This is a genomic window from Streptomyces brasiliensis, from assembly GCF_014647875.1.
Classification (GTDB): domain Bacteria; phylum Actinomycetota; class Actinomycetes; order Streptomycetales; family Streptomycetaceae; genus Streptomyces; species Streptomyces brasiliensis.
Genome location: NZ_BMQA01000002.1, coordinates 428,629 through 453,248 on the forward strand (window position 1 = coordinate 428,629; position 24,620 = coordinate 453,248).

A 24,620-nucleotide genomic window follows, 5' to 3' on the forward strand; every position below is an offset into this window, starting at 1 on the left:
CTCGCCGGCCCTGCCCCGCTCATGGGGATCAGCGGAAGGCGTCGAGCCCGGTGAGCGCCTTGCCCAGCACGAGCTGGTGCATCTCGACGGTGCCCTCGTAGGTGAGCACCGACTCGAGGTTGGTCGCGTGCCGCATCACGGGATATTCGAGCGAGATCCCGTTGGCACCGAGGATCGTCCGCGCCGTGCGGCAGATCTCGATGGCCTCCCGTACGTTGTTGAGCTTGCCGAAGCTGACCTGCTCGGGACGCAGACGCCCGGCGTCCATGCGCCGCCCCAGGTGGTGGGCGAGCAGGATGCCCTTGTGCAGTTCGACCGCCATGTCGGCGAGTTTGGCCTGGGTGAGCTGGAAGCCGCCGATGGGCCGACCGAACTGCTCCCGTGTCTTCGCATAGTCGACGGCTGCTTCGAAGCTGCTGCGGGCCGCGCCCATGGCGCCCCAGACGATGCCGTAGCGGGCGTGCGAGAGACAGCTGAGCGGGCCGCGCAGTCCTGTGACCCCGGGAAGTACGGCATCGGCGGGCAGCCGTACGTCGTCGAGGACCAGCTCGCTGGTGACGCTGGCACGCAGGGACCACTTGTGCTTGATCTCCGGCGCGGAGAAACCGGGGGCGTCGGTGGGTACGGCGAAGCCTCGGATGCCGTCGTCGGTCTGCGCCCAGACGACGGCGACACCGGCGACGGAGCCGTTGGTGATCCACATCTTGCGGCCGTTGATCACCCAGTCGGTGCCGTCGCGCTTGGCGTGGGTGCGCATGGAGGCGGGGTCGGAGCCGTGGTCGGGCTCGGTGAGGCCGAAGCAGCCGATGACCTCTCCGGCAGCCATACGGGGCAGCCAGTGCTGCTTCTGTTCCTCGCTGCCGAAGCGGTGGATCGCGTACATGGCGAGGGAGCCCTGGACCGAGACGAGGGAGCGGATGCCGGAGTCGGCGGCCTCCAGTTCGAGACAGGCGAGACCGTACTGCACGGCGGAGGCGCCGGCGCAGCCGTATCCCGTGAGGGACATGCCGAGGGCGCCGATGCGGCCGAGTTCGCGGGCGAGGTCCCTGATGCCGGGCAGCTCGCCCTTCTCGTACCACTCGGCGATGTGCGGCAGGACGCGGTCCTCGGCCCAGGTGCGGACGGTGTCGCGGACGGCGAGGTCCTCGGGGGTGAGGAGGTCGTCGATGCCGAGGGGGTCGGCGGGGTCGAACGGGGGCGGCTTCTGGGACGAGGACATGGAACCCTCCGACTCCGGCAAAATAAAACTAGCAGCGCTAAGTACGGGCTGAGACTACGGCGCGGCCCGCTGCACGTCCAGCCGACGGTCCTTTCCTCTCCCGCTCACGCACCACCCGTGCGGCTGGGGCGACAGGCCGGGCTTCCCGTGGGGCTTCGCGCCCTCGGCGGCCGCGGCAGGATTTCAAGGCGTCAGCGAGTCGGTCGGCGGGCGCGGATCGCTCCCCACAGCCCACCGACGGACGCTCCCGACAACCCACCGCGGACGGGCTCCCCACAACCCACGCAGGTCACCCCACCCACCCCCACACCACTCCCCACTACCCACCGCAGACAGGCTCCCCACAACCCACGCAGGTCACCCCACCCACCCCCACACCACTCCCCACTACCCACCGCAGACAGGCTCCCCACAACCCACGCAGGTCACCCCACCCAACCCCCACACCACTCCCCACTACCCACCGCGGAGCGCCCCCCCNGCAGGTCGCCCCCACCCCCCCCCCACACCGCTCTCCCCACCACCTACCGCAGACCGCCCCACCCCCCCACCGCGGACCGCTCCCACAACCCACCGCAGGTCACCCCCCGACCCACCGCCCGCAGCCGCCGGCGGCGGTCCGCCCCCGCGGGCAAGTCCGGCCTCTCCGCCCAGTGGCACGGGTGGTGCGTGGGTGGGCGAAGTGGGTCACACCGAGACGCGGGACCGTTCCGGTTCCCTCGGGGACGGGACCTCCAGCGGAGCCTCCTCGCAGTGCATGACCCGCGGCAACCGCAACGCCATCACCGCCCCCAGCAACAACAGCCCGCCACTCACGAGCAACGTCACATGCAGCCCGTGCACGAACGAGTCCCGTGCCGCCCGCCTCAGCGCAGCGCCCGGCGCCCCGCCCAGCCGCCCGGCCACCTCGTACGCCTCGCCCAGCGAATGCCCCGCCGACGCGGACGCCGACGCCGGCACCCCCGGCACGGACGCAAGTCCAGGCGCGTACGCCGCGTTCATCACGCTCCCGAGGAGCGCGATGCCGATCCCGGCGCCCAGCTGGTACGACGTCTCGCCGATCGCCGCCGCCCCGCCCGACTGCTCGGACGGCGCCTCGCTGAGCATCGACTCGTAGGCCCCGAAAAGCGTCGTCTCCAGCCCGAAGCCCAGCAGCACGAACCCGAACAGCAGCAGCCCCGCGTCGTCCTCCCCGCCCATCGCGGTCAGCGTCACCACCGCCGCCGCGGTCAGGCAGAACCCGAAGCACACCATGTGGCGCGGCCCGAACCGCCGCAGCATCCGCGCGCCCGCCAACCCCGACGCCATCGCCGCGATCGTGAGCGGCAGCAGCCGTAGACCCGTCTCCAGCGGCGACAGGCCCAGGACCAGTTGCAGGTACTGCGCCGCGATCAGCTCCAGGCCGACCAGCGCGAGCATCGCCAGCACGATGCAGCCCACCGACGTACTGAACGCCGGCCGCACGAACATCCGCAGGTCCACCAGCGGGAACGGACGCCGCCGTTGACGCCGTACGAACAACACCAGCAGCAGCACGCCCAGCACAAGCGGCGCCAGGGTGAGCGCGTCGAGCGCCGGCTCCCCGCCGCCGAGCCGCTTCACCCCGAAGACCACCCCGAACAGCCCGGCCGCCGCCATCAGCGCGCCGACCACGTCCCAGGGCCCGTCGCGATCGCCCCGCGACTCGGGCAGCAGCAGTCGGCCGACCGGCAGGCTGACCAGCATCAGCGGGATGTTGACGAGGAAGACCGCGCCCCACCAGAAGTGCTCGAGGAGGAAGCCGCCGAGCAGGGGACCCACCGCCGCGCCGACCGCAGCCACCGCGCTCCAGATGCCGATCGCCAGCGCCCGCTCGCGGCGGTCGGGGAAGACCTGCCGGAGGATCGACAGCGTCGCGGGCATGATCATCGCGCCGCCCACACCGAGCAGCGCCCGCGCCAGGATCAGCACCTCGGCGCTCGGCGCGAAGGCCGCGACCGCGGAGGCGACGCCGAACAGGGCGTACCCGAGCAGGAGGACGCGTCTGCGGCCGACCCGGTCGCCCAGCGTGCCGAAGAGGATCAGCAGCGAGGCACAGACCAGTGGATAGACGTCGACGATCCAGAGCAGCTCCATGGCGCCGGGCTTGAGATCCTCGGTGACGGAGGGCACGGCCACGTGCAGCACGGTCGCGTCGAGGGCGACGAGCAGCAGGCTGACGCAGAGGACGACGAGGACGACCCAGCGGTTGGCACCGGCCCCGGCCGCCCGACGGCGCAGCGCTGCGGCGGCCGTGGTCGTCCCGGACATGTACGTACCTCCAAGAAGTTCCCTCGCGTGCGGCGGCTCGGCGGAGTGGGGACGCCCCGTCGTTCGGCCGGAGAGGAGCGGGGTCTCCGGCGCCGTTCGAGACGAACGCGAGTGACACGTCAGCGTACGCGAGTTCGTTACGGCGGCACGTGGCGGACCTCTCACACTCTCCGCGGACGCATGTGGCGTACGCCACTGTCCGCCTCCTTGACCACGTCCCGGTTACCGTTCCGGTTCCGCGCCCGGTCGATAATCGAGCCCGTGACCGATCTTGCGACGCGTGTGGCACCGTCCAGCGCCACACCCCTGCGCCGGGCGGCCCCGGCCCTCCTCGGGTACGCCGCCGTCCGCGCCCTGGGCCTGCTGGTGCTGGCGGTGTGGAGCGCGGCGCGCGGCTCGAGCGGATACACGCTGCTGACCGCCCGCTGGGACGCGCTGTGGTACACGCGGGTCGCCGATCTCGGTTACGGCTACGAGGTGCGGCTACCGAACGGCGACGTCCACTCCAATCTCGCGTTCTTCCCGCTGCTGCCCTGGCTGGAGCGGCTGCTGCACGCGCTGACGCCGCTGTCGTACGCCGACGCCGGCTTCGTCGTGGCTCTGGTCTCGTCTCTCGCGGCGGCGTGGGGGATCTTCGCGGTCGCTGATCATGCGTACGGGCCCAGGGCCGGTGTCTGCGCCGTTCTGCTGTGGGCCGTACTGCCCGTCGGGATCGTGCAGTCGATGGCGTACAGCGAGTCGCTCTTCACGGCGCTCGCCGCCTGGTCGCTGTACGCCGTACTGACCGGCCGCTGGGTGACGGCGGGGACGCTCGCCGCCCTCGGGGGGCTTACCCGGCCGGTCGGCCTCGCCGTCGTGGCGGCGGTGTGGGTCGCGGGCATTGCCCCGTTCGTGCGAGATCGGCGCACGCTCACCTCGTACGGCGCGCGGGTCGGCGAACGCGCTCCTGATCTGGCAAGCGCCGTCCACGCCCGGCGCGTTCGGGAAGCGGACGGCGCGAACGGCGAAACACGCGCCTCTTCCGTCACTCTCGGCGCACCCCTGTGGCCTCGCGCCCTCGGCATGCTCCTCGCCCCCCTCGGCGCCGCCGCGTATGTCCTGTGGGTCGGCCGTCGCACCGGCAAGGGCCCCCTCGGCTATCTCGACGTACAGGCCGGCTGGCGCAACGGCTTCGACGGCGGGTACGCCTTCGCCCGTTTCGTCGCCGACAAGTTCACGTCATTCCCGTCGGCTCTCGCCGGGCTCGGGCTGATCATCGGGGTGGGCCTGGTGATCTGGCTGTACGTCACCGGCGTGCGGCAGCATCAGCCGCTTCCGCTGCTGGTGTACACGGGTGTCGTCGTCGCTCTCGCCCTGTGCGCGTCAAGCTACTTCGGCTCCAAGCCGAGGCTCCTGCTGCCCGCCTTCCCTCTCCTGCTGCCCGTCGCGTCGGCCCTGGCCCGACTACGCACGTCTCGATCGGCCCTGGTCATGGCCGGTGTCGCAGTGGCGTCGGCGGTCTATGGCGCGTTCTGGCTGAATGGCTCCGGTCCACCGTGAGCCGTCTGTACGGCCAGTGAGCGCCGGGAAAATTCCACCCCATGCCCCGGTGAACGAATTCATAAGTGCGCTATAACGAACGCCCGGCATGATCAAAGGAATTGAAGAAGATGCCCGCCACAGATTGCGGATTCATCGGAAATTAGCGTGCTCCTGAGAGGTTTCCCACATCACATCGTCATCACAAAGCCGGTGATTCGACCGGGGCATGAGCTCACTCGCTGTAACGTCCATTGGGTGCGTACCGAACGAAACCTCACCCGTCTGGACCGGGTGTTCGCCAGGCTGGACCGTGAGCCGGAACGACCGGCTCACATCGATGTGCCGAAGATGAGCCGGCACCGGGTCGTTCTGTTCTCCGCGACCCTGGCTTTCTACCTGGCGATCGTGTGGGCCGTGGTGACCACTTCGTGGCTGGTCCGCCTCGACTGGCAGGTCATGTTCTTCCGGCCGTACCAGCAATGGCCGGAGATCCACGCCTTCCTCGACTACTACGTGGTGCTCGGCCAGCGAGGCCCGACCGCCGTGATGGTCGCGGCCTGGCTGGGCTGGCGCTCCTGGCGGCAGCACACGCTCCGTCCGATGCTGACCCTCGGCGCGTCCCTGCTGCTGCTGAACATCACGGTCGGCGCCGCCAAGATCGGCATGGGCCGGCTCGGGCCGCACTACGCCACCGTGATCGGCTCGAACGAGATGGGTCTGGGCGGCGATATATTTCCCAGCGGCCACACCGCCAACGCGGTCGTCACCTGGGGCATCCTGGCCTATCTGGCCTCCACTCCGGGAGCGCGCCGCTGGCTGTCCGCGGTGTCGGCGGTGACCTCGCTCGGCGTCGGCCTCACCACCGTCTACCTCGGTACGCACTGGCTGAGCGACGTGCTGCTCGGCTGGGCCGCGGGGCTGCTGATCCTGCTGGCGCTGCCGTGGTTCGAGCCGCTGATCGCCCGGGCCGAGATCGCGCTGTTCGACCTGCGCGACCGCTGGCGCTCCCGCCGCGGCCGTACGGTGCCGGCACCGGCCGTACCGGTCACGCCCGTTGTGCTCCAGCCACGCACCACGCCCGCGGACGGAGCGGCACCCGGCCGCGAGCCGGCCGCCTCGGTCCGCCCACCCCGGGCGCCGACTCATCTGGCGCTCGGCCCGCACACCGCCCGCTCGGAGCGCACCCCGGTCACCCCGGCGGGCAGCCGCCGCCCGCCGCACTCGGACCGTGTCCCGCGCGGCACCGCCCCGGCGGCCCGTCCGCTGACGGGCGGCTGACGCAGCCGCATCGGCGGGACCGGTACGCACAGCCCACCCCCGCGACGTTCGAAGGCCCCGGTCCTGGATGCAGGACCGGGGCCTTCGCCGTTATGTGTCTCGTCGCCCGCGCGGCGGCTCAGCCCTTCCAGGCGCGGGCCACCGTGCCGTCCCGCACCTCGAAGTTCAGTCGCCCCACGCGGTACTCCATGGTGATGATCGCGCCCGGCGGCAACGACCGTACCGTCGACCATCCGCGCTCCCGCGCGAGCCGCTCGGCGTGCGCTGCGTCGAGGCCGACGTACCCGGCCGGACTGTCCTGGGGCTCCGGCGGCGGAGTGGGAATGTTTGCCATACGGCCACGCTAGGCGCTCCGCGCCGACCGTGGAAGTCAAAGGCGTGGCGACCGTCACGCATACCTCTCCGGTCACACTTCTGTCACAGGATCACGACACGCGTTTCCGTCGAACTCCGTCACACGACCGGGCGGTTCCTTACGCCTTACCGGCGCATTCGAACGTAATTCCCGCGTGTTGCGACGCCCCTTCGAAAAGCCTGCTGGAAAGTTCGCGGGAGTGCTGCCCGGGGAGCATCACGCGGGCTGTTTCACCGCCGAATCCGACCGATACCGCGGGAAATGACGTCGCATAGGAAATTCACCGCGTCGCCACAGAACCCCCGTACGCCCTCTGTCGGGCCCACGGGGAGACGAGCATCATGGCTGCGGCGGACCCGGGCGCGACGAGCGAAGGGGCGAGCGAGCGATGGGGACCGAGACCGTAGGGACGGCGGTGCGACCCGTGCCGCGTCCGCGGGGCGGGCGGCTGGCCGTGGACTGGCTCACCACCACCGACCACAAGAAGATCGGCCATCTCTATCTGATCACGTCGTTCGCCTTCTTCCTGGTCGGCGGGGTCATGGCGCTGCTGATGCGTGCCGAACTCGCCCGTCCCGGGCTGCAGATCGTCGACAACAACCAGTTCAACCAGTTGTTCACCCTGCACGGCACGATCATGCTGCTGCTGTTCGCGACCCCGAGCTTCGCGGGCTTCGCCAACGAGCTGATGCCGCTGCAGATCGGCGCGCCCGATGTCGCCTTCCCCCGGCTGAACATGCTGTCGTACTGGTTCTTCCTGTTCGGTGGTCTGATCGTGCTCGGCTCGCTCGCCGTGCCCGGGGGCCCCGCCGCCTTCGGCTGGTTCGCCTACGCGCCGCTCAACGACGGCGTGCACTCCCCCGGCGTCGGACCCGACCTGTGGATCATGGGGCTGGCGCTGGCCGGCTTCGGGACGATCCTGGGCGCGGTCAACTTCATCACCACGATCATCGGGATGCGCGCGCCCGGCATGACGATGTTCCGGATGCCGATCTTCACCTGGAACACGCTGTTCACGTCGATCCTGATCCTGATGGCGTTCCCGGTGCTCGCGGCGGCCCTGCTGGTCCTCGAGGCTGACCGGCGGTTCGGCTCCCAGGTCTTCGAGGCCGCCAACGGCGGTGCGCTGCTGTGGCAGCACCTGTTCTGGTTCTTCGGGCATCCCGAGGTCTACATCATCGCGCTGCCGTTCTTCGGAATCGTCACGGAGATCATCCCGGTGTTCAGCCGCAAGCCGATCTTCGGTTATCTGACGCTGGTCGGCGCGACGATGACGATCACCGGCCTGTCGGTGGTGGTGTGGGCGCACCACATGTTCGCCACGGGCGCGGTGCTGCTGCCGTTCTTCTCCTTCATGTCGTTCCTGATCGCGGTGCCGACGGGCGTGAAGTTCTTCAACTGGACCGGGACCATGCTGAAGGGCTCGCTGTCCTTCGAGACGCCGATGCTGTGGGCGTGCGGCTTCCTGGCGACGTTCCTGTTCGGCGGACTGACCGGGGTGATTCTCGCGTCGCCGCCGTTGGACTTCCATGTCACGGACTCGTACTTCGTCGTCGCGCACTTCCACTACGTCGTGTTCGGCACCGTCGTCTTCGCGATCTTCGCCGGCTTCTACTTCTGGTGGCCCAAGTTCACCGGGAAGATGCTCGACGAGCGGCTCGGGAAGATCCACTTCTGGACTCTGTTCGTGGGCTTCCACACCACGTTCCTGGTGCAGCACTGGCTGGGCGCGGAGGGCATGCCGCGCCGGTACGCCGACTATCTGGCCGCCGACGGCTTCACGGCGCTGAACACGGTCTCGACGATCGGCGCCTTCCTGCTCGGCCTGTCGACGCTGCCGTTCCTCTACAACGTCTGGAAGACCACGAAGCACGGCGAGAAGGTCGAGGTCGACGACCCCTGGGGGTACGGACGCTCCCTGGAGTGGGCGACGTCGTGTCCGCCGCCGCGGCACAACTTCATCACGCTGCCCCGGGTCCGTTCCGAGGCCCCCGCGTTCGATCTGCACCACCCGGAGTACGCGGCGCTGGAGGACGACCGTCCCGCTCCAGCGCGCGGGACAGCCGGTCCCGGGCCGTCCTGATCGCCAAGGTCAGCCCGGCCGGTTCCACGACTTCGAACTCGAAGCCCATCATCATCACGTGGATGACCATCACGTCGAGCCCGTGCGCCCCGGTGCGCAGCAGACAGGCGTCGTCGCCGTCGGCCTCCAGCGTGCCCACGGAGGGCGAGATGCGTTCGGCGGCCTCGCGCAGGGGCACCAGCAGCCGTACGACGGCCCGGTCGGTGTACGCGCGCGTGGAGACCCCCTTGGAGACATAGGCGGCGAGGTCCTCGGCGGGCGGCCGGCGCGGGGTGAAGCGAGGGCCGTGCGGGGGCCTGGGGGTGATGCGGTCGGCCCGGAAGGTGCGCCAGTCGGCGCGGTCGGTGTCCCAGGCGACCAGGTACCAACGGCGCTCGGTGCACACCAGCCGGTGCGGTTCGGCGGTACGGCGCGTGACGGTGCCGTCGTGGCCGCGGTACTCGAAGCGCAGGCGCTCGGAGTCCCGGCACAAGTGGGCCAGTTCGGTCAGGACGGCCGGGTCGACGGCCGAGGACAGCGGGCCGCGCAGCATCGGCACGGTGACCGCGTTGAGGGCGCCCACCCGGCGCCGCAGCCGGTGCGGAAGCACCTGCTCCAGCTTGGCCAGGGCGCGTACTGAGGTCTCACCGATGCCTTCGATGCCCTGTCCGGCGGCGGTGCGCAGGCCGACGGCGACGGCGACGGCCTCGTCGTCGTCCAGGAGCAGCGGCGGCAGTTCCGCGCCCACGCCCAGCTGGTAGCCGCCGCCGGTGCCGGGGCTGGCGTTGACGGGGTAGCCGAGTTCGCGCAGCCGGTCCACGTCCCGGCGCACGGTGCGCGGTGTGACACCGAGCCGTTCGGCCAGTTCGGCCCCGGACCACTCGCGGTGGGCCTGGAGGAGCGAGAGCAGGCGCAGCAGTCGTGCCGAGGTCTCCAGCATGGGCCCAGTCTGTCTCAGGGCTCGTACGGCAGTTGCGGCACGTCGAAGCACGTACGGTTCATGTCCTCTTGCGGGACAGTGCCGGCTGCGGTTCATGAACGCGTCCACGCACGCGCGCGATGCCATCGCGCGCGGCCCCTGGCCCCGCTCGGTCGGGTGACCGGGCGGGGCCGCGTGTCCGGGACAGAGGGAGCTGTTCAGAGGGCGAGGCGCTGTCCGGGCACGATCAGGTCGGGGTCACCGCCGATGAGGGCCTTGTTGGCAGCGTAGATCCGCTGCCAGGTGGTCCCGTGCCGGGCGGCGATGCCGCTCAGGGTGTCGCCCTCGCGCACGGTGTAGTCACCGCGGGACGAGCCCCGGGTGGTGTGGCCCGTCGTACGCTCCGGCGTCTTCACCGGCTTCGACGGGACGGACTTGACGGTGTGCGCGGTGCTGTTGCGGCTCGCGGTCTTCCCGGCCGCCGTACCGGAGGAGGCGGCCGCGGGTGCGGCGCCGGACGCACCGGCCCGTGCCGAGCAGACCGGCCACGCACCCCAGCCCTGCGCGTGCTGGACCTGGGTGGCGACGGCGATCTGCTGGGCCCTGGAGGCCCGGTCGGCGGTCGACGCGTAGGCAGTTCCGCCGTACGCGCGCCAGGTGCCGGCGGAGAACTGGAGTCCGCCGTAGTAGCCGTTGCCGGTGTTGATGTGCCAGTTGCCGCCGCTCTCGCACTGGGCGATGCGGTCCCACACCCCGTTGTCAGCCGCCGCGGCGTTGCCGGTCGCGGCCAGCAGTCCCAGCGGGACGAGCAGCGCCGCGCCGGCGAGGACCGCCGTCGTGCGTGCCTTGCGGGCGCCGTCGGGGCGCGCGCTGTCACGGGTGGTGGCGGCGTAGGTATCGGCACATTCGGACATGTAATTCCCTCTCCACGGACCCGGGGTCCCCCAGGCCGGAACACGGTCGCCGCGCATGGACGCGGTTCGCCGCGCTCCGACCCGTCCGCCTGGACCGGTGCTGCGTTCTTGCCTGGTGCGGCCGGCGGACGTACCCGAGCGGTGCTCGTTGCACACGGCGGAGGAATCTAGGGAGCCGGACCGGCTGATATCAACCAACTCCCCGTCATTCCAGGCCAGTTCACTGTTACCCCGGGTATCGACGATTTTCAGCCACCCATTTCATTCGCTGATTTCCGGATTTGTCGACCAGAGACACGAGTCGTCTGTGATTCACTTCACCGGCCCAAATTCCTTTGCTCTCCGAAGAGTTGACACGGAGTATCCGATTCCGCGCCGGTCGTGACGCTGTGCGGTGGATGGTTCGATTCCGTTCGCGCCGGTGCGTGACTCCGGCCACAGATCACCCGTTGTCTTCTTCATGAGCCCGGAACCCCCGGGGCTCATTGGGCCGGGAGCCACCCGGTCGCACCGCACCGCATCCCGAGGGAGCCACCGTGCCGCGCATGCTCGACGTCAGTGACGCCGTACGCGCCGAGATCGGCGACGAAGAAGCCGACCGGCTGCTCGCCGGAGAGAACGCACCGGGCAGTTACGACTGCACGTCCTGTCGCACCCCGGGCGACTCCGAGCAGGAGCGCACCAGCACCGTTCTGTTCATCGGGGACGAGACCGCCGTCCTCGCCTTCGCCCACGCCAGCTGCCTGCCCTCGCAGGTCGTCCAGGTCACCGAGGAGCAACTGCAGGGCGCAGTCCGCTCCATCAACGGCGACAGCGCCTCCCCCGGTACCGCGCAGCAGCCCGCGCCCGAGCAGGCCGTGCTCGGGGTGACCAGCGGACTCGTCCTGATCGCCGGGGAGTTGCACCCGGCGCTCGTCGTGGAGCCGACCGCGCCGATCGTGCGCCCCGGTACGACCGGTGCCGGTGACGACTTCCTGCCGCTGCTCATCGAGCAGGGGTTCATGCCGGTGATCGAGCTGAGCAGCGTGCCGCCGGTGCTGCACGGCTGGTCGGTGCTGCTCGCGGTCGGTCAGCTGCACGCGGTCCTGCAGCCCGGCGGCAACGGCGGGCAGCCGGTCGCCTGGTGGCAGGCGCACCAGCCGCTCCAGGTGACGGACAGCTGGCGGGCGGCGGCGAACAAGCACCAGCAGGTGCTCATGTTCGCGGCGCCGGTCGGGTCGATCGGGCGTCAGCCGCGTGAGGACCTGCTGCGGGACGCGCTCGACAAGGCGGCGGCGAACGGTCTGCTGGTCGCTGCGACGTTGCCGCTGGCGGGGACGTGAGCACCAACGCCGGGGACGTGAGCGCCTAGTGCTGTGGCCCGTGCGGACGCGAGGGCGGGTGAGGGCCACGTTTCGGCTGCTCGCGCCCACGCGGCGGAGCCGCATGCCGAAACGGCCCGTGCCTTTTCGGGGCGCGCCCGCGGGGCGCCATACGCCCGCATCTCTTCACGTTTCGGGTCGTTTGGACATACGTGCACGCATACGACGTTTCTTCCCGCCGCCCCTCCTTCACCACCATCCCGTCCGCGCGGGCCGGGCGGGACTCTCCGGGCGGACCATCGGCCACGCCGATCTACGACACGCTCTACGCGGAGTGGGTCAAGTCCTTCCGGACCCTGCCGGGTGACCGCACCGGCGAGGAGGAGCTGGGGTTCGTGGCCTTCGGGTACGCCCCGCACAGCACCGGCACGCACGACACGGGGGTGTACGGCTCGACGTCGTACGGGTCGAGTGTGTACAGCGCCTACAGCGCGGGGGCGTACAGCGTCCGGCCGAGCAGCAGCGGTCAGTCGCAGGTGCAGTGGCAGCGCGTCGGCTTGCTGGGGCGGCAGGACACGGGGGTGCCCCACGTCCCGGCGGCACTGCCGCCCGGCCCGCGGCGCGGCCTCTGACGTACGGCACGAAGGGCGGCCCCCGTCGGAACAGGGACCGCCCTTCGGTCGTTCGGTCTCTACTTCTTCTTCGCGCCGCGCTTCTCGCGCACCCGCACGGAGATATGGATCGGCGTGCCCTCGAAGCCGAACTCCTCGCGCAGACGGCGCTCGATGAAGCGGCGGTAGCCCGCCTCGATGAAGCCGGAAGCGAAGAGGACGAACCGCGGGGGCTTGGTGCCGGCTTGGGTGCCGAACAGGATGCGGGGCTGCTTGCCGCCGCGAACCGGGTGCGGGTGGGCCGCGACCAGCTCGCCGAGGAAAGCGTTCAGGCGACCGGTCGGCACGCGGGTCTCCCAGCCGGCCAGGGCCGTCTCGATCGCCGGGACCAGCTTCTCCATGTGGCGGCCGGTGCGCGCGGAGACGTTGACGCGGGGCGCCCAGGTGACCTGGCCCAGCTCGGTCTCGATCTCGCGCTCGAGGTAGTAGCGGCGCTCCTCGTCGAGGGTGTCCCACTTGTTGTAGGCGATGACCATCGCGCGGCCCGCCTCGACGGCCATCGTGATGATGCGCTGGTCCTGTACCGAGATGTTCTCGGAGGCGTCGATGAGTACGACGGCGACCTCGGCCTTCTCGACGGCGGCGGCGGTGCGCAGCGAGGCGTAGTAGTCGGCGCCCTGCTGGAGGTGGACGCGCTTGCGGATGCCGGCCGTGTCGACGAACTTCCAGGTCACGCCGCCGAGTTCGATCAGCTCGTCGACCGGGTCGCGGGTGGTGCCCGCGAGTTCGTTGACGACGACGCGCTCCTCGCCGGCCACCTTGTTCAGGAGGGAGGACTTGCCGACGTTCGGGCGGCCGATCAGCGCGATGCGGCGCGGGCCGCCGATTCCGGTGCCGCCGAAGGTCTGCTCGGGCGCGGTCGGCAGGACCTCCAGGACGGCGTCCAGCATGTCGCCGGTGCCCCGGCCGTGCAGGGCCGAGACCGGGTGCGGCTCGCCGAGACCGAGCGACCAGAGGTAGGCCGCGTCCGCCTCGCCGCTCGGGCCGTCGACCTTGTTGGCGGCCAGCACGACCGGCTTGCCGGCCTTGCGTAGCAGCCGTACGACCGCCTCGTCGGTGTCGGTCGCGCCGACCTTGGCGTCCACGACGAAGACCACGGCGTCGGCGGCCTCGATCGCGTACTCGGCCTGGGCGGCCACGGAGGCGTCGATGCCGAGGACGTCCTGCTCCCAGCCGCCGGTGTCGACGACCTTGAAGCGGCGGCCCGACCACTCGGCCTCGTAGGTCACGCGGTCGCGGGTGACGCCGGGCTTGTCCTCGACGACCGCCTCGCGACGGCCGATGATCCGGTTGACGAGGGTCGACTTGCCGACATTGGGGCGGCCGACGACGGCGAGCACAGGCAGCGGACCGTGGCCCGCCGCCTCGATGGCACCCTCGACGTCCTCGAGGTCGAAGCCCTCTTCCGCGGCGAGCTCCATGAACTCCGTGTACTCGGCGTCGCCGAGCGCCCCGTGCTCGTACTCGTGCTCGGCCGAGCCGTCGGGCTGGTTCTGCTCGTTCATGAAGTCCGTACCTCGTCGTTCCATCGTGGTGATCGGTGGCATCCCCGCACAAACGGAGATCCACTACTCAAGTGTCGCCCTAGCGCCCGGTGAGGCGCCTGGCGTTTTCCAGGTGGCTGGTGAGCTGCTTCTGAATGCGCTCGGTCGCCTCGTCGAGCGCCTTGCGCGTGCGCCGGCCGCTGCCGTCGCCCGCCTCGAACGGGTCGCCGAAGACGACGTCCACGCGGGAGCGCAGCGGGGGCAGTGCCTTTATCAACCGTCCCGGCTTGTCGGAGCTTCCCAGTACGGCGACGGGCACGATCGGCGCACCGCTGCGTACGGCGAAGTAGGCGAGCCCGGCGCGCAGCGAGGCGAAGTCGCCCTCGCCGCGGGTGCCCTCCGGGAAGATGCCGAGCACTCCCCCGGCGTCCAGCACGGAGAGCGCGCGGGTGATCGCCGTGCGGTCGGCGCTGTGGCGGTCCACCTTCAGCTGGCCGATGCCCCGCAGGAACGGGTCGAGCGGTCCGACGAACGCCTCCTTCTTGATCAGGAAGTGCGTCGGCCGGGGCGACACGCCCATGACCATCGGGCCGTCGATGTTGTGGGAGTGGTTGACGGCGAGGATCGCCGGGCCGCTCGCGGGCACCCTCCAGGCGCCGAGCACGCGCGGTCGCCACAGCGTGTGCATCAGGCCGACGCCGAGGCGCCGCCCGACCTCGGCGCCCCGCTCCGACGCGGCAGCCTCGGTCACTTCGCCGTCCGCTTCTCCTCGACGAGGGTGACGACGCACTCGATGACCTGCTGGAGGGTGAGGTCGGTGGTGTCCACCTCGACCGCGTCGTCCGCCTTGGCGAGCGGCGAGGTCTTGCGGGAGGAGTCGGCCGCGTCGCGCTTGATCAGCGCCTCGCGGGTGGCGTGGACGTCGACGCCCTTGAGCTCACCGCTGCGGCGGGCCGCGCGGGCCTCGGGGGAGGCGGTGAGGAAGATCTTCAGGTCGGCGTCCGGCAGCACGGTGGTGCCGATGTCCCGCCCCTCGACGACGATGCCCTTCTCCGCGGAGGCCGCCAGCGAGCGCTGCAGCTCGGTGATCCGGGCGCGCACCTCGGGCACGGCGCTGACCGCGCTGACCTTGGAGGTGACCTCCTGGGTGCGGATCGGGGCGGCGACGTCGGTGCCGTCGACGGTGATCGTCGGTTCGGCCGGGTCGGTGCCCGAGACGATCTCCGGCTTCGCGGCCACGGCGGCGACGGCGGTCGGGTCGTCGAGGTCGATGCTGTTGTTCACCATCCACCAGGTGATCGCCCGGTACTGGGCCCCGGTGTCGAGGTAGCTGAGGCCGAGCTGCGCGGCGACGGCCTTCGACGTGCTCGACTTGCCCGTGCCGGAGGGGCCGTCGATGGCGACAATCACGGGTCGGGCGGCGCCGTTTTCCACGGAGGGACACCTTCCTGGTGCGGTGAGGCGGGAGTGGGCGGGGCGCGATGGTGCCCTGCACAAGGTTACTGGCTTCGGGTGACGGCTCTGTCCCGGCGGGACGACCGGTACCGACAGCACCGCCCGCCTACTGCCGCAACGCCCACCCTCGCTCCCGCAGCGCCGCCGACAGCACCGGCACCGACTTCGGCTCCACCATCAGCTGGACGAGACCGGCCTGCTGTCCCGTCGCGTGCTCGATGCGGACGTCCTCGATGTTGACCCCGGCCATCCCCGCGTCCGCGAAGATGCGGGCCAGCTGGCCCGGCTGGTCGTCGATGAGGACCGCCACGACCTCGTACACCCGCGGCGCGGACCCGTGCTTGCCGGGCACCCTGACCTGCCCCGCGTTGCCGCGTCGCAGCACGTCCTCGATGCCGGCGCTGCCCTCCTGCCGCTTGGCCTCGTCGGAGGACTGCAGGGCGCGCAGGGCGCGGACGGTCTCGTCGAGGTCGGTGGAGACGTCCGCGAGGAGGTCGGCGACCGGGCCCGGGTTCGCGGACAGGATGTCGATCCACATCCCGGGGTCGGACGCGGCGATCCGGGTCACGTCGCGGATGCCCTGTCCGCACAGCCGTACGGCGGCCTCCTCGGCGTGCTGCAGACGCGCGGCGACCATGTTGGAGACCAGGTGGGGCATGTGGGAGACCAGGGCGACCGCGCGGTCGTGGGCGTCGGCGTCCATGACGACCGGCACGGCCCGGCAGTGCGAGACCAGCTCCAGGGCGAGGTTCAGCACCTCGGTGTCGGTGTCCCGGGTGGGGGTCAGCACCCAGGGGCGGCCCTCGAAGAGGTCGCCGCTGGCGGCCAGCGGCCCGGACTTCTCGCGCCCCGACATGGGGTGCGTGCCGATGTAGGACGAGAGGTCGAGGCCCAGGTGCTCCAGTTCGCGGCGCGGGCCGCCCTTGACGCTGGCCACGTCGATGTAGCCGCGGGCCGCGTCCCGCCGCATGGCGTCCGCGAGGACGGTAGCCACGTGCGCGGGCGGCGCGGCGATGATCGCCAGGTCGACGCGGCCGTCCGGAACCTCGTCCGTGCCGGCGCCCAGCGCGGCCGCCGTACGGGCCTGCTCGGGGTCGTGGTCGACGAGGTGGACGGTGACGCCGCGCTGGGTCAGGGCGAGCGCGGCGGAGGTGCCGATGAGGCCGGTGCCGATGACGAGTGCGGTCCTCACTGGGCGATGTCCTTGCGCAGGGCGGCCGCGGCACCGAGGTAGACGTGCGCGAGGTCGGCGCGGGGCCGGTCGGAGTCGATGTGCGCGAGGATGCGGACCACGCGGGGCATGGCGCCCTCGATGTCCAGTTCCTGGGCGCAGATCAGGGGCACGTCGACGATGCCGAGCTTGCGGGCCGCGGCGGCCGGGAAGTCGCTGTGCAGATCGGGCGTGGCCGTGAACCAGATGCTGATCAGGTCGTCGGCGGTCAGCCCGTTGCGTTCGAGGATGGCGGTGAGCAGGGCCCCGACCTGCTCGTCCATGTGACCGGCCTCGTCCCGTTCCAGTTGGACGGCCCCCCGGACCGCTCGTACCGCCACGGTGCTGCTCCTTGCTGAGGTGCTTGTCGGCTCTTGCCCGTCCAGCCTAGTCAGCCCGCGTCACAACGGTGCGTGGCGCCCGCCCCCTGAGACCGCGGCCGGGCGCGGTGGGCCGGCGCCTCAGAGGTTCTGCTGCTCGGCGAGGTCCTCCAGGGAGGTGCCCGAGGGCATCTGGCCGGTCGGGGTCAGTCTGTCGACGACCCGGGGCAGCGAGTGGGCGATCTCGTCGGCGGCCTGCTGGGGTGTGTCTCCGGCCTGCTGGGCGACGTGCCGGATGGTCTCGTCGGGCAGGGCCTTCTGGATCTGACTGCCGGTGACGGACCGGTTCGGGCCGTTGCCGGCCCAGGAGTCCTTCTGCTGGGCCGTCCCGGACTTGGCGAGCATGTCGAGCAGCCCGCCGAGCGGGTTGGAGCCGCCGCCCTGGCGGCCGGCCAGCGAGGAGAGCAGCGTGCCCAGCGTGCCGCCGGCCGCGCTGCCGCTCTGACTGTCGAGGAGCTGCCCGAGCATCTTGCCGAGATCGAGATCGTCACCCGCCATCGTCCTGCCTTTCGCGTACGGCCGGGCGCTGGTAGGGAGCCGGCCTCGGACCCTGCCAATGTCACTCGGATCTCCCCGCCCTGCTACTCGGGGTGAGGGCGCGGCGCCGTGTGCGTTGCGCCGCCTGGTGTACGGATTGCGCGTTTTGGTGCACTTCACCCCGGGTTGCTCTGACTTCGATGGCTCCGGTGCCAGGATGCTGATGCTCCGCTCGGAGCGATTTCCCTGCGTTTTGGAGTGACGACATGACCGACAGTGCAACGCGGCGCAGCGTCCTCGCCACCGGCGCGGCGGCACTCGCCGTGGGCTGCGTGGGTTGCGGCAGCGAGAGCGGCGACACGAAGACGGAAGTGGCGAGCGAGACGGCGACGGAATCGGCCCCCGGGTCCACGACCGCGGCCGCCGCCGGGCAGGAGCTGACGAGGACGAGTGACATCCCGGTCGGCGGCGGCCGGGTCTTCGAGGCCGAGAAGGTCGTCGTGACGCAGCCGTCGCAGGGCCGCTTCAAGGCGTTCTCGGCGCTGTGCACCCACCAGGGCTGCACGGTGGCGAAGGTCGCGAACGGCACGATCGACTGTGCCTGCCACGGCAGCAAGTTCCATGTGGCCGACGGTTCGGTGGCCAACGGCCCGGCGATGCAGCCCCTGGCGCCGGCGAACATCACCGTGGACGGAAATTCGATCCGCCTCGCGTGAGCGGGCCCGTACGCTCACGGGCATGCACCCTCACGACCTGGTCCGCGACCACACCGTCTACGCGTGCGTGATGGGCTCGCGCGCCTTCGGTCTGGCGACGGAGGGCAGCGACACCGACCGGCGGGGCGTCTTCCTCGCCCCGACGCCGCTGTTCTGGCGCTTCGAGAAGCCGCCGACGCACGTGGAGGGCCCGGCCGAGGAGCAGTTCGGCTGGGAGCTGGAGCGCTTCTGCGAACTCGCCCTGCGCGGGAACCCGAACGTCCTGGAGTGTCTGCACTCGCCCCTGGTGGAGCACGTCGACGACACGGGCCGCGAACTGCTGGCCCTGCGCGGGGCGTTCCTGTCCCGGCAGGTGCACGACACGTTTACGCGCTACGCGCTCGGGCAGCGCAAGAAGCTCGACGTCGATGTCCGCACGCACGGAGCCCCGCGCTGGAAGCACGCGATGCATCTGCTGCGGCTGCTGACGAGCGCCCGCGATCTGCTGGCCACGGGCGAGCTGCGGATCGACGTCGGCGATCAGCGGGACGCGCTGCTGGCGGTGAAGCGGGGCGAGGTCCCGTGGCCGGAGGTCGAGGCCTGGATGGCCCGGCTGGCGGGCGAGACCGAGCGGGCCGCACCGCGCTCGCCGCTCCCGCCGGAGCCGGACCGCCGGTGCGTGGAGGACTTCCTGGTGCGGGTCCGCCGCGCCTCAGCCCTGCGGGAGCTGCCCGTCGAGCCGGACCCGCACCACGAAGTCGTGCAGGGCGTCGTACGCGGAGGGGGCGTCTGACAGGGCTGAGCCGGCCTGCGCCTCGTCGAGCACGGCGTGCAGCCGCTCCACATCGGCCTGCACGCGCGCGTGGTCGACCTCGGCGGACCCGTGCTCGCGCTGCGCCTTGGCGGCGATCAGGCCGGGCAGGTAGCCGGGGGCCACGTCCGACTCCGCCACGAGCGTGGGCAGATGGGCCTGCACCTCGCCGCTGCGCATCAGATGGATGCCGGTGAGCAGCACACGGAAGGTGTACAGCAGCGGCTTCAGCTCACCGGTCTTCTCGAACAGCCGCCATTGCGTCACCGCGAACCCCCGGTAGTGGTGCGCGTGATGGCTGGTGAGGACCCCGGGCGCCAGCGCGGCCAGTTCGCGGTGCGCGTCGCCGGTGTGCACGACCAGCGGCGACAGCAGCTGCTCCAGGACGTAGCCGTTGCGCCGCAGCATCAGCCGTACGAACTTGCGCAGGTCGTGGGTGACGAGGTCCATCTCGACGCCCTGGCGCACCCAGGCCCTGGACCGGGTCTCCTCCGGCTCTCGCAGCCCCAGCAGCTCGCCGGCGGGCAGCAGATGGACACCGCGCAGGTCCAGGTCGGAGTCCTCGGAGGGGAAGCCGTACAGATGCGCGCCGGAGACGGTCGCGAAGAGGACGGGGTGGGGCTGTTCGGCGATGACCGGAGCCAGGTCGGTGTCGAGAGCGTCGAGCATGGGCTAAGCGTCCCAGAGTGCTCCGAGCGTCATCAGGTCGCCCCGGTACTCGATGCGGTCCGCCCACGGTGTCGGCCAGGCCTCCGCACCCAGGTGGGCACCCGCGAAGGCGCCGGTCAGGCAGGCGATCGAGTCCGAGTCGCCGGAGCTGCACGCGGCCCGGCGCAGCGCGGTGACCGGTTCGTCGACGAAGAGCAGGAAGCACAGCAGGCCGGTGGCCAGGGCCTCCTCGGCGATCCAGCCCGCGCCGGTGGCCAGGCAGGGGTCGGTCTCCGGCGAGGGGGTGCGCAGGGCGTCCTGGAGCCGGTCGAGGGCGGCCAGGCAGTCGTCCCAGCCGCGGCCGATGAAGTGCTCGGGCGTGGGGTCCTGCGCGCGGGTCCACAGGTCGCCGAGCCACTCGTGGTGGTAGTGGCCGCGGCTGTCGTAGGCGTACGAGCGGAGCTGTCCGACGAGTCCGGTCGGCTCGGCATCCTGGGCGAGCAGCCGAACGGCGTGGGCGGTGAGGTCGGAGGCGGCCAGGGCGGTGGGGTGCCCGTGGGTGAGCGCGGCCTGCAACTGGGCGGCCCCCGCGCGCTGTTCGTCGCTCAGGCCGGGGGCGAGGCCGATGGGCGCCACCCGCATGTTGGCGCCGCAGCCCTTGGAGCCGATCTGGCTGGCGTCCTGCCAGACCCGCCCCTCCTCCTTCAGCAGGCTGCACGCCTTGAGGCAGGTGCGGCCGGGCGCACGGTTGTTCTCCGGCGACCGGTACCAGTCCACGAACTCCTCGCGCACCGGCCGCGCCAGCCGTTTCGGCGCGAGCACACCGCGGTCCATGGCCGTCCTCAGGCCCCGCCCCACCGCCAGCGTCATCTGGGTGTCGTCCGAGACGAAGGCGCGTTTCGGCAGCTCCATCTCGCGCCACGGCCCGCACTTGGCGAGGATCGAGGGCACGTCGTTGAACTCGGTGGGGAACCCGAGGGCGTCCCCGAGCGCGAGGCCGAGCAGAGAGCCGGTGGCGGCGAGCTTGTTCACCGTTGAGGTCATGCGGGGCGTCCTTCCCGGGACGGTCGGAGCAGGGGCGGGTGCAGGGTGGTGACGGCTCCGGCGCGATAGAGCGCGGCGGGTTTGCCGCGGCCGCCGGTCAGCCGGGCAGCGCCCGGGACCGGTTCGACGAAGCCGGGAGTGGCGAGCACCTTGCGCCGGAAGTTGGGCCGGTCGAGGGCGGTGCCCCACACGGTCTCGTAGACCCGCTGCAGTTCGCCGAGCGTGAACTCGGGCGGGCAGAAGGCGGTGGCGAGACACGTGTACTCGAGCCGGGCGCCGACGCGGTCGTGGGCGTCCGCCAGGATCCGGTCGTGGTCGAAGGCGAGCGGCTTCGCCGTGTCGTACGGCAGCCACCGCGCCTGGGCCGCGTCGCTGCCGGCGTGCGGTTCGGGCGGGTCGGGCACGAGCGCGGTGAACGCGACCGACACGACCCGCATCCGGGGGTCGCGGCCGGGCTCGCTGTAGGTGCGCAGCTGCTCCAGGTGCAGGCCGCCGACGTCCGACAGGCCGGTCTCCTCGGCGAGTTCGCGCCGGGCCGCGGTCTCGGCGGACTCGGTCGGCAGCACGAAGCCGCCGGGCAGCGCCCAGTGGCCGGCGTACGGCTCCTGCCCGCGCTCGACGAGCAGCACGTGCAGGGCGCCGGCGCGCAGGGTGAACACGGCGAGGTCGACGGTGACGGCGAAAGGTTCGAAGGCGTACTTGTCGTAGCCGGTCGGCATGGTCACGCCCGCTCGCCCCCTTCACGATCGGCGTTGACTAATAGTCGTTACGACTATAAAGAGCGCGAGCGGGCCGCACAACCCCGTCGCCCCTCTCAACTGCCCCCGCGTGCCGGTGCGAACGCCGCCGCCACCGCCCCGAGGCCCGCCGCTCCCGCCGTCACCCACAGCGCTGCGCCGCAGCCGTCGACGAAGGCCTGCGGTGAGCCGTAACCGCCGTAGGCCGTGAAGACGATCGCGGCGGCGGCGATGCCGAAGACCCCGCCGAGTTCGCGCAGCGCGTTGTTGACGCCGGCCGCCACGCCCGCGTCGCCGAGCGGCACGGACGAGGTCACGGCGTTGGCGACGCTCGGGAAGACCAGGGAGATGCCGACGCCGGCGACGATGAGCGGGCCGACGAGACGGCCGTAGCCGACACCGGGTTCCACCTGCCAGGCCAGCAGGCCGAGGCCCACCGCCTGGAGCAGCAGGCCGGCCAGCATGAAGGGCCGGGTGCCGTAACGGTCCGCGAGCGCGCCCGCGACCGGGGCCACCAGCAGCGGCATGGCGTTCCACACGAGGATGCGCACGCCCGCCTCCAGCGGGGAGTAGCCGAGCCCCACCTGGAACAGCTGCGTGATCATGAAGAGGGCGCCGAGCAGCGACGCGAACGTCAGGAAGCCGGCGGCGTTGGCGGTGGAGAATCCGCGGTTGCGGAAGTGCGCGAGCGGCAGCATCGGATAGCGGGCGCCCGACCGCTCCCACCGAAGGAACGCCGTCACGAACGCGACACCGGTGACCAGGGCCCCGATCACCTCGGCGCTCCCCCAGCCCGCCGCGGGCGCCCGCACCGGCGCCCAGGCCAGTCCGGTCAGCCCCACAGCCGCCAACAGCAGCCCGACAACGTCGAGTCGGTGCCGCGGACCACGGCTCTCGCGGAGCTTCGTGGCGGCCAGGGGCAGCATGACGAGGCCGGTCGGCACGTTCAGCCAGAAGATCCACTGCCAGGACAGTCCCTCGGTGACGGCCCCGCCGAGCACCGGTCCGGCCGCCACGCCGAGCCCGGTCACCCCGCCCCACACACCGATCGCGACACCCCGCTTCTCGGCCGGGAACGCGTCGCTGATCAGGGTCAGGGTCAGCGGCAGCAGGACGGCGGCGCCGGCGCCCTGGGCGATCCGCGCGGCGACGAGTTCGCCCGGCCTGCCAGCCAGTGCGGAAAACGCGGAGGCCAGCGTGAAGACGGCGAGCCCGACGACGTACATCCGCCGCCTGCCGAAACGGTCGCCGAGGGCCGCTCCGGTCAGGGTCAGGCAGGCGAAGACGAGGTTGTAGGCGTTGATGGTCCATTCCAGGTCGGACAGGCTCGCCCCGAAGCCGGCCCGCAGCGCGGGCAGCGCCGTGGCGACGACCACGACGTCGAGGGAGCACAGCAGGGCGCCGAGCCCGGCGAGGGCGACGGTCCAGCCGCGCCGCCAGGGCGCCTCGCCGGGGGGTGCCTCGCGGCGGGGACACGTACGGTCGTGTCGGTCATGACGGTTCCTTTCGTGAGGCCCTGAGGGCCGGTCACGAAGAATCGACCCGGCTCACCCCGGGAAGGAACCGCGGCGCCCGAGAAAGCCCAGCAGCCGGACGTCTGCACCGGCGCGCGGCGACACGGTGAGCGGCGCCGCGAACCGCACGCCCCGGTCCTCCGCCGCGACCACGCACCGCGCGACGGACAGCAGTTCGGCGGCGAGCGCGCCCGGGATCGGCCGGGGCCGCCCGCCGGCCTGGGCGACGTCCCAGCCGTGCACGGTGATCTCCACGGCGCCGACGGCGGCCATCACCCGCACGTCCAGCGCCCGTTCGCCCACCAGGACCCGCTCCCCGGGCCCGGCGGCCCAGGCGCCGAGCAGTGCGCACGCGCGCGTACGGAACCCACACGCCGCGTCGCCACCGGCGGGGGAGGGAAACGGCCCGATCCGCCCGCCGGTCAGCCCCTCGTACAACGCCTCCACCGAGTCGTCGAGATGACCGAGCAGATCCCCGAGGTCCCACGCGGCGCACGGGGTGGCCCGCCCGAGGCTGCCGGGCACCACCCCGGCGACACTGCCCAACGCGTAGGCGAGCGACCGCTCCAGCAACTCACCGGCGTTCACCTGGGCCTCCCGGCGCTCACGACAGCACCCGCGGCATGCCGAACCCCTCGAACAACCCGGCGTCCAGGAAGGCGGTGATACGGGTGACGGTCCCCTGGCGCACGGTGAGCACCTGGACCGAATGCGCGCGGAAGACGCCGTCCTCGTCACGCAGATACATCGCGACGGCCGGCTGTCCGTTCGCGCGCGTGGGCAGCATCCGTGCGATGCCCGCCCGGTGGTGCGCCCGGGACGCCAGGAAGCGCAGCACGTTCTTGCGCCCGCTGAACCACTCCGGGTTGGGCGGCATCTCCAGCTCGACGCCCTCCTGGAGCAACCCGATCAGCGCGTCCATGTCGGCGTGCTCGAAGGCGGCCATGTACCGGTCGAGCACCTCCCGGTCCGCCGCGCCCTCCGGCTCGGCGAGCAGGTCCTCGTCCGGAGCCACCTCGTCGAGGCGGGCACGCGCGCGTTGCAGGGTGCTCTTCACGGCGACCGGCGAGGTCCCGAGCAGCGTGGCGACCTCGGAGGCCCGCCAGGCCAGGACGTCCCGCAGGATCAGCACGGCCCGCTGGCGCGCGGGCAGATGCTGCAACGCGGCGACCAGCGCGAGCCGCAGGCTGCCCCGCGCGGCCACGACGGTGGCCGGGTCGAGCAGCGCGTCGGGCAGCGGCCGCAGCCACGGAACGTCCGTCACGGGAGCGCTCAGGACCTCCTCGGGCGCCTCGGAGGGCCCGCCGAGCCCGGAGGGCAGCGGACGCCGCGCGCGGCCCTCCAGCGCCGTCAGACACGTGTTGGTGGCGATCCGGTGCAGCCAGGTCCGCAGGCTCGCCCGGCCCTCGTAGCCGTCGTACGACCGCCAGGCCCGCAGATACGTCTCCTGCACCAGGTCCTCGGCCTCGTCGGCCGAGCCCAGCATCCGGTAGCAGTGCGCGAGCAGCTCCCGCCGGTACGGGTCGGTCAGCCGTACGAACTCCTCGTGGTCCGTCCCCGTCACAGCCATGCCGGCTCCCTCCGTCCGCCTGGGATACAGACCGGCGGGAGCGTGAAAAAGCATCGGCCGGTCCCG

At 71.6% G+C, this 24,620-nt stretch carries 23 protein-coding genes and 1 pseudogene; 7 read left to right on the plus strand and 17 right to left on the minus strand.

What is annotated here, in order from left to right; genetic code table 11:
- Positions 1-28 precede the first annotated feature (28 nt).
- Positions 29-1,219: an acyl-CoA dehydrogenase family protein gene (locus IEZ19_RS05640; protein WP_189309863.1), complete on the minus strand. Its 1,191-nt coding sequence runs from the start codon at positions 1,217-1,219 to the stop codon at positions 29-31.
- 687 nt (positions 1,220-1,906) lie between these two features.
- Positions 1,907-3,508: an MFS transporter gene (locus IEZ19_RS05645; RefSeq protein ID WP_189309864.1), complete on the minus strand. Its 1,602-nt coding sequence runs from the start codon at positions 3,506-3,508 to the stop codon at positions 1,907-1,909.
- A gap of 261 nt (positions 3,509-3,769) precedes the next feature.
- Here IEZ19_RS05645 and IEZ19_RS05650 point away from each other — a divergent pair, with 261 nt between their 5' ends.
- Positions 3,770-5,047: a glycosyltransferase family 39 protein gene (locus IEZ19_RS05650; protein ID WP_189309865.1), complete on the plus strand. Its 1,278-nt coding sequence runs from the start codon at positions 3,770-3,772 to the stop codon at positions 5,045-5,047.
- 237 nt (positions 5,048-5,284) lie between these two features.
- Positions 5,285-6,307, plus strand: coding sequence for a phosphatase PAP2 family protein (locus IEZ19_RS05655; RefSeq protein ID WP_189309866.1), 1,023 nt, complete (start codon positions 5,285-5,287; stop codon positions 6,305-6,307).
- 118 nt (positions 6,308-6,425) lie between these two features.
- Here the strand turns inward: IEZ19_RS05655 and IEZ19_RS05660 are convergent, their stop codons facing one another.
- Complete coding sequence (locus tag IEZ19_RS05660) at positions 6,426-6,641, minus strand: I78 family peptidase inhibitor (RefSeq protein WP_189309867.1); 216 nt, start codon at positions 6,639-6,641, stop codon at positions 6,426-6,428.
- Positions 6,642-7,050: 409 nt separating this feature from the next.
- Between IEZ19_RS05660 and ctaD the strand changes: the two are divergent.
- Positions 7,051-8,622 (plus strand): annotated as a pseudogene (gene ctaD, locus IEZ19_RS05665) (aa3-type cytochrome oxidase subunit I); the annotation flags it as partial.
- Position 8,623: 1 nt separating this feature from the next.
- Here the strand turns inward: ctaD and IEZ19_RS05670 are convergent.
- Both IEZ19_RS05670 and IEZ19_RS05675 read right to left on the minus strand, forming a co-directional pair.
- Positions 8,624-9,664, minus strand: coding sequence for a helix-turn-helix transcriptional regulator (locus tag IEZ19_RS05670; RefSeq protein ID WP_189309868.1), 1,041 nt, complete (start codon positions 9,662-9,664; stop codon positions 8,624-8,626).
- A gap of 197 nt (positions 9,665-9,861) precedes the next feature.
- Positions 9,862-10,557: a LysM peptidoglycan-binding domain-containing protein gene (locus IEZ19_RS05675; RefSeq protein ID WP_189309869.1), complete on the minus strand. Its 696-nt coding sequence runs from the start codon at positions 10,555-10,557 to the stop codon at positions 9,862-9,864.
- 536 nt (positions 10,558-11,093) lie between these two features.
- Between IEZ19_RS05675 and IEZ19_RS05680 the strand changes: the two genes are divergently transcribed.
- Positions 11,094-11,879, plus strand: a complete 786-nt coding sequence (locus IEZ19_RS05680) for a DUF8842 C-terminal domain-containing protein (RefSeq protein ID WP_189309870.1) — start codon at positions 11,094-11,096, stop codon at positions 11,877-11,879.
- A 191-nt stretch (positions 11,880-12,070) separates the two neighbouring features.
- Complete coding sequence (locus IEZ19_RS05685; protein ID WP_189309871.1) at positions 12,071-12,490, plus strand: hypothetical protein; 420 nt, start codon at positions 12,071-12,073, stop codon at positions 12,488-12,490.
- A 59-nt stretch (positions 12,491-12,549) separates the two neighbouring features.
- On the opposite strand, the gene der is transcribed toward IEZ19_RS05685, so the two are convergent.
- From der to IEZ19_RS05715, 6 genes are all read right to left on the minus strand, one after another.
- The gene (gene der, locus IEZ19_RS05690; RefSeq protein ID WP_189309872.1) at positions 12,550-14,034 is read right to left on the minus strand and encodes a ribosome biogenesis GTPase Der; all 1,485 of its coding nucleotides are present in this window, start codon (positions 14,032-14,034) and stop codon (positions 12,550-12,552) included.
- 79 nt (positions 14,035-14,113) lie between these two features.
- Complete coding sequence (locus IEZ19_RS05695; RefSeq protein WP_373296916.1) at positions 14,114-14,701, minus strand: lysophospholipid acyltransferase family protein; 588 nt, start codon at positions 14,699-14,701, stop codon at positions 14,114-14,116.
- A gap of 59 nt (positions 14,702-14,760) precedes the next feature.
- The gene (gene cmk / locus IEZ19_RS05700; RefSeq protein ID WP_189309874.1) at positions 14,761-15,447 is read right to left on the minus strand and encodes a (d)CMP kinase; all 687 of its coding nucleotides are present in this window, start codon (positions 15,445-15,447) and stop codon (positions 14,761-14,763) included.
- Between the two features lie 127 nt (positions 15,448-15,574).
- Positions 15,575-16,660: a prephenate dehydrogenase gene (locus tag IEZ19_RS05705; RefSeq protein WP_189309875.1), complete on the minus strand. Its 1,086-nt coding sequence runs from the start codon at positions 16,658-16,660 to the stop codon at positions 15,575-15,577.
- The gene (gene aroH, locus IEZ19_RS05710) at positions 16,657-17,019 is read right to left on the minus strand and encodes a chorismate mutase (RefSeq protein ID WP_189309876.1); all 363 of its coding nucleotides are present in this window, start codon (positions 17,017-17,019) and stop codon (positions 16,657-16,659) included. The genes IEZ19_RS05705 and aroH overlap by 4 nt, the downstream gene beginning before the upstream one ends.
- Positions 17,020-17,139: 120 nt before the next feature.
- Entirely contained in the window at positions 17,140-17,556 is a 417-nt protein-coding gene (locus tag IEZ19_RS05715; RefSeq protein ID WP_189309877.1) for a YidB family protein, read from the minus strand.
- Between the two features lie 245 nt (positions 17,557-17,801).
- On the opposite strand from IEZ19_RS05715, the gene IEZ19_RS05720 reads away from it, so the two are divergent.
- Together IEZ19_RS05720 and IEZ19_RS05725 are read left to right on the plus strand one after the other, a co-directional pair.
- Positions 17,802-18,251 carry a Rieske (2Fe-2S) protein gene (locus tag IEZ19_RS05720; protein ID WP_189309878.1) on the plus strand — a complete coding sequence of 150 codons (450 nt, stop codon included), beginning with the start codon at positions 17,802-17,804 and terminating at the stop codon, positions 18,249-18,251.
- A gap of 22 nt (positions 18,252-18,273) precedes the next feature.
- Positions 18,274-19,023 (plus strand): nucleotidyltransferase domain-containing protein, encoded by a 750-nt coding sequence (locus tag IEZ19_RS05725; RefSeq protein ID WP_189309879.1) that lies wholly within the window; start codon positions 18,274-18,276, stop codon positions 19,021-19,023.
- On the opposite strand, the gene IEZ19_RS05730 is transcribed toward IEZ19_RS05725, so the two are convergent.
- The 6 genes from IEZ19_RS05730 to IEZ19_RS05755 form a co-directional block, all read right to left on the minus strand.
- Positions 18,943-19,710 (minus strand): nucleotidyltransferase domain-containing protein, encoded by a 768-nt coding sequence (locus IEZ19_RS05730; RefSeq protein ID WP_189309880.1) that lies wholly within the window; start codon positions 19,708-19,710, stop codon positions 18,943-18,945. The two genes, IEZ19_RS05725 and IEZ19_RS05730, sit on opposite strands and share 81 nt — an antisense overlap.
- 3 nt (positions 19,711-19,713) lie before the next feature.
- Complete coding sequence (locus IEZ19_RS05735; RefSeq protein WP_189309881.1) at positions 19,714-20,733, minus strand: ADP-ribosylglycohydrolase family protein; 1,020 nt, start codon at positions 20,731-20,733, stop codon at positions 19,714-19,716.
- Positions 20,730-21,452: an NUDIX hydrolase gene (locus IEZ19_RS05740; protein ID WP_189309934.1), complete on the minus strand. Its 723-nt coding sequence runs from the start codon at positions 21,450-21,452 to the stop codon at positions 20,730-20,732. Before IEZ19_RS05740 ends, IEZ19_RS05735 begins: the two co-directional genes overlap by 4 nt.
- 95 nt (positions 21,453-21,547) lie before the next feature.
- Complete coding sequence (locus IEZ19_RS05745) at positions 21,548-22,867, minus strand: MFS transporter (protein ID WP_373296918.1); 1,320 nt, start codon at positions 22,865-22,867, stop codon at positions 21,548-21,550.
- Between the two features lie 150 nt (positions 22,868-23,017).
- Positions 23,018-23,572: a TIGR03086 family metal-binding protein gene (locus tag IEZ19_RS05750; RefSeq protein WP_189309882.1), complete on the minus strand. Its 555-nt coding sequence runs from the start codon at positions 23,570-23,572 to the stop codon at positions 23,018-23,020.
- A gap of 16 nt (positions 23,573-23,588) precedes the next feature.
- Complete coding sequence (locus IEZ19_RS05755; RefSeq protein WP_189309883.1) at positions 23,589-24,554, minus strand: sigma-70 family RNA polymerase sigma factor; 966 nt, start codon at positions 24,552-24,554, stop codon at positions 23,589-23,591.
- Between the last annotated feature and the right edge of the window lie 66 nt (positions 24,555-24,620).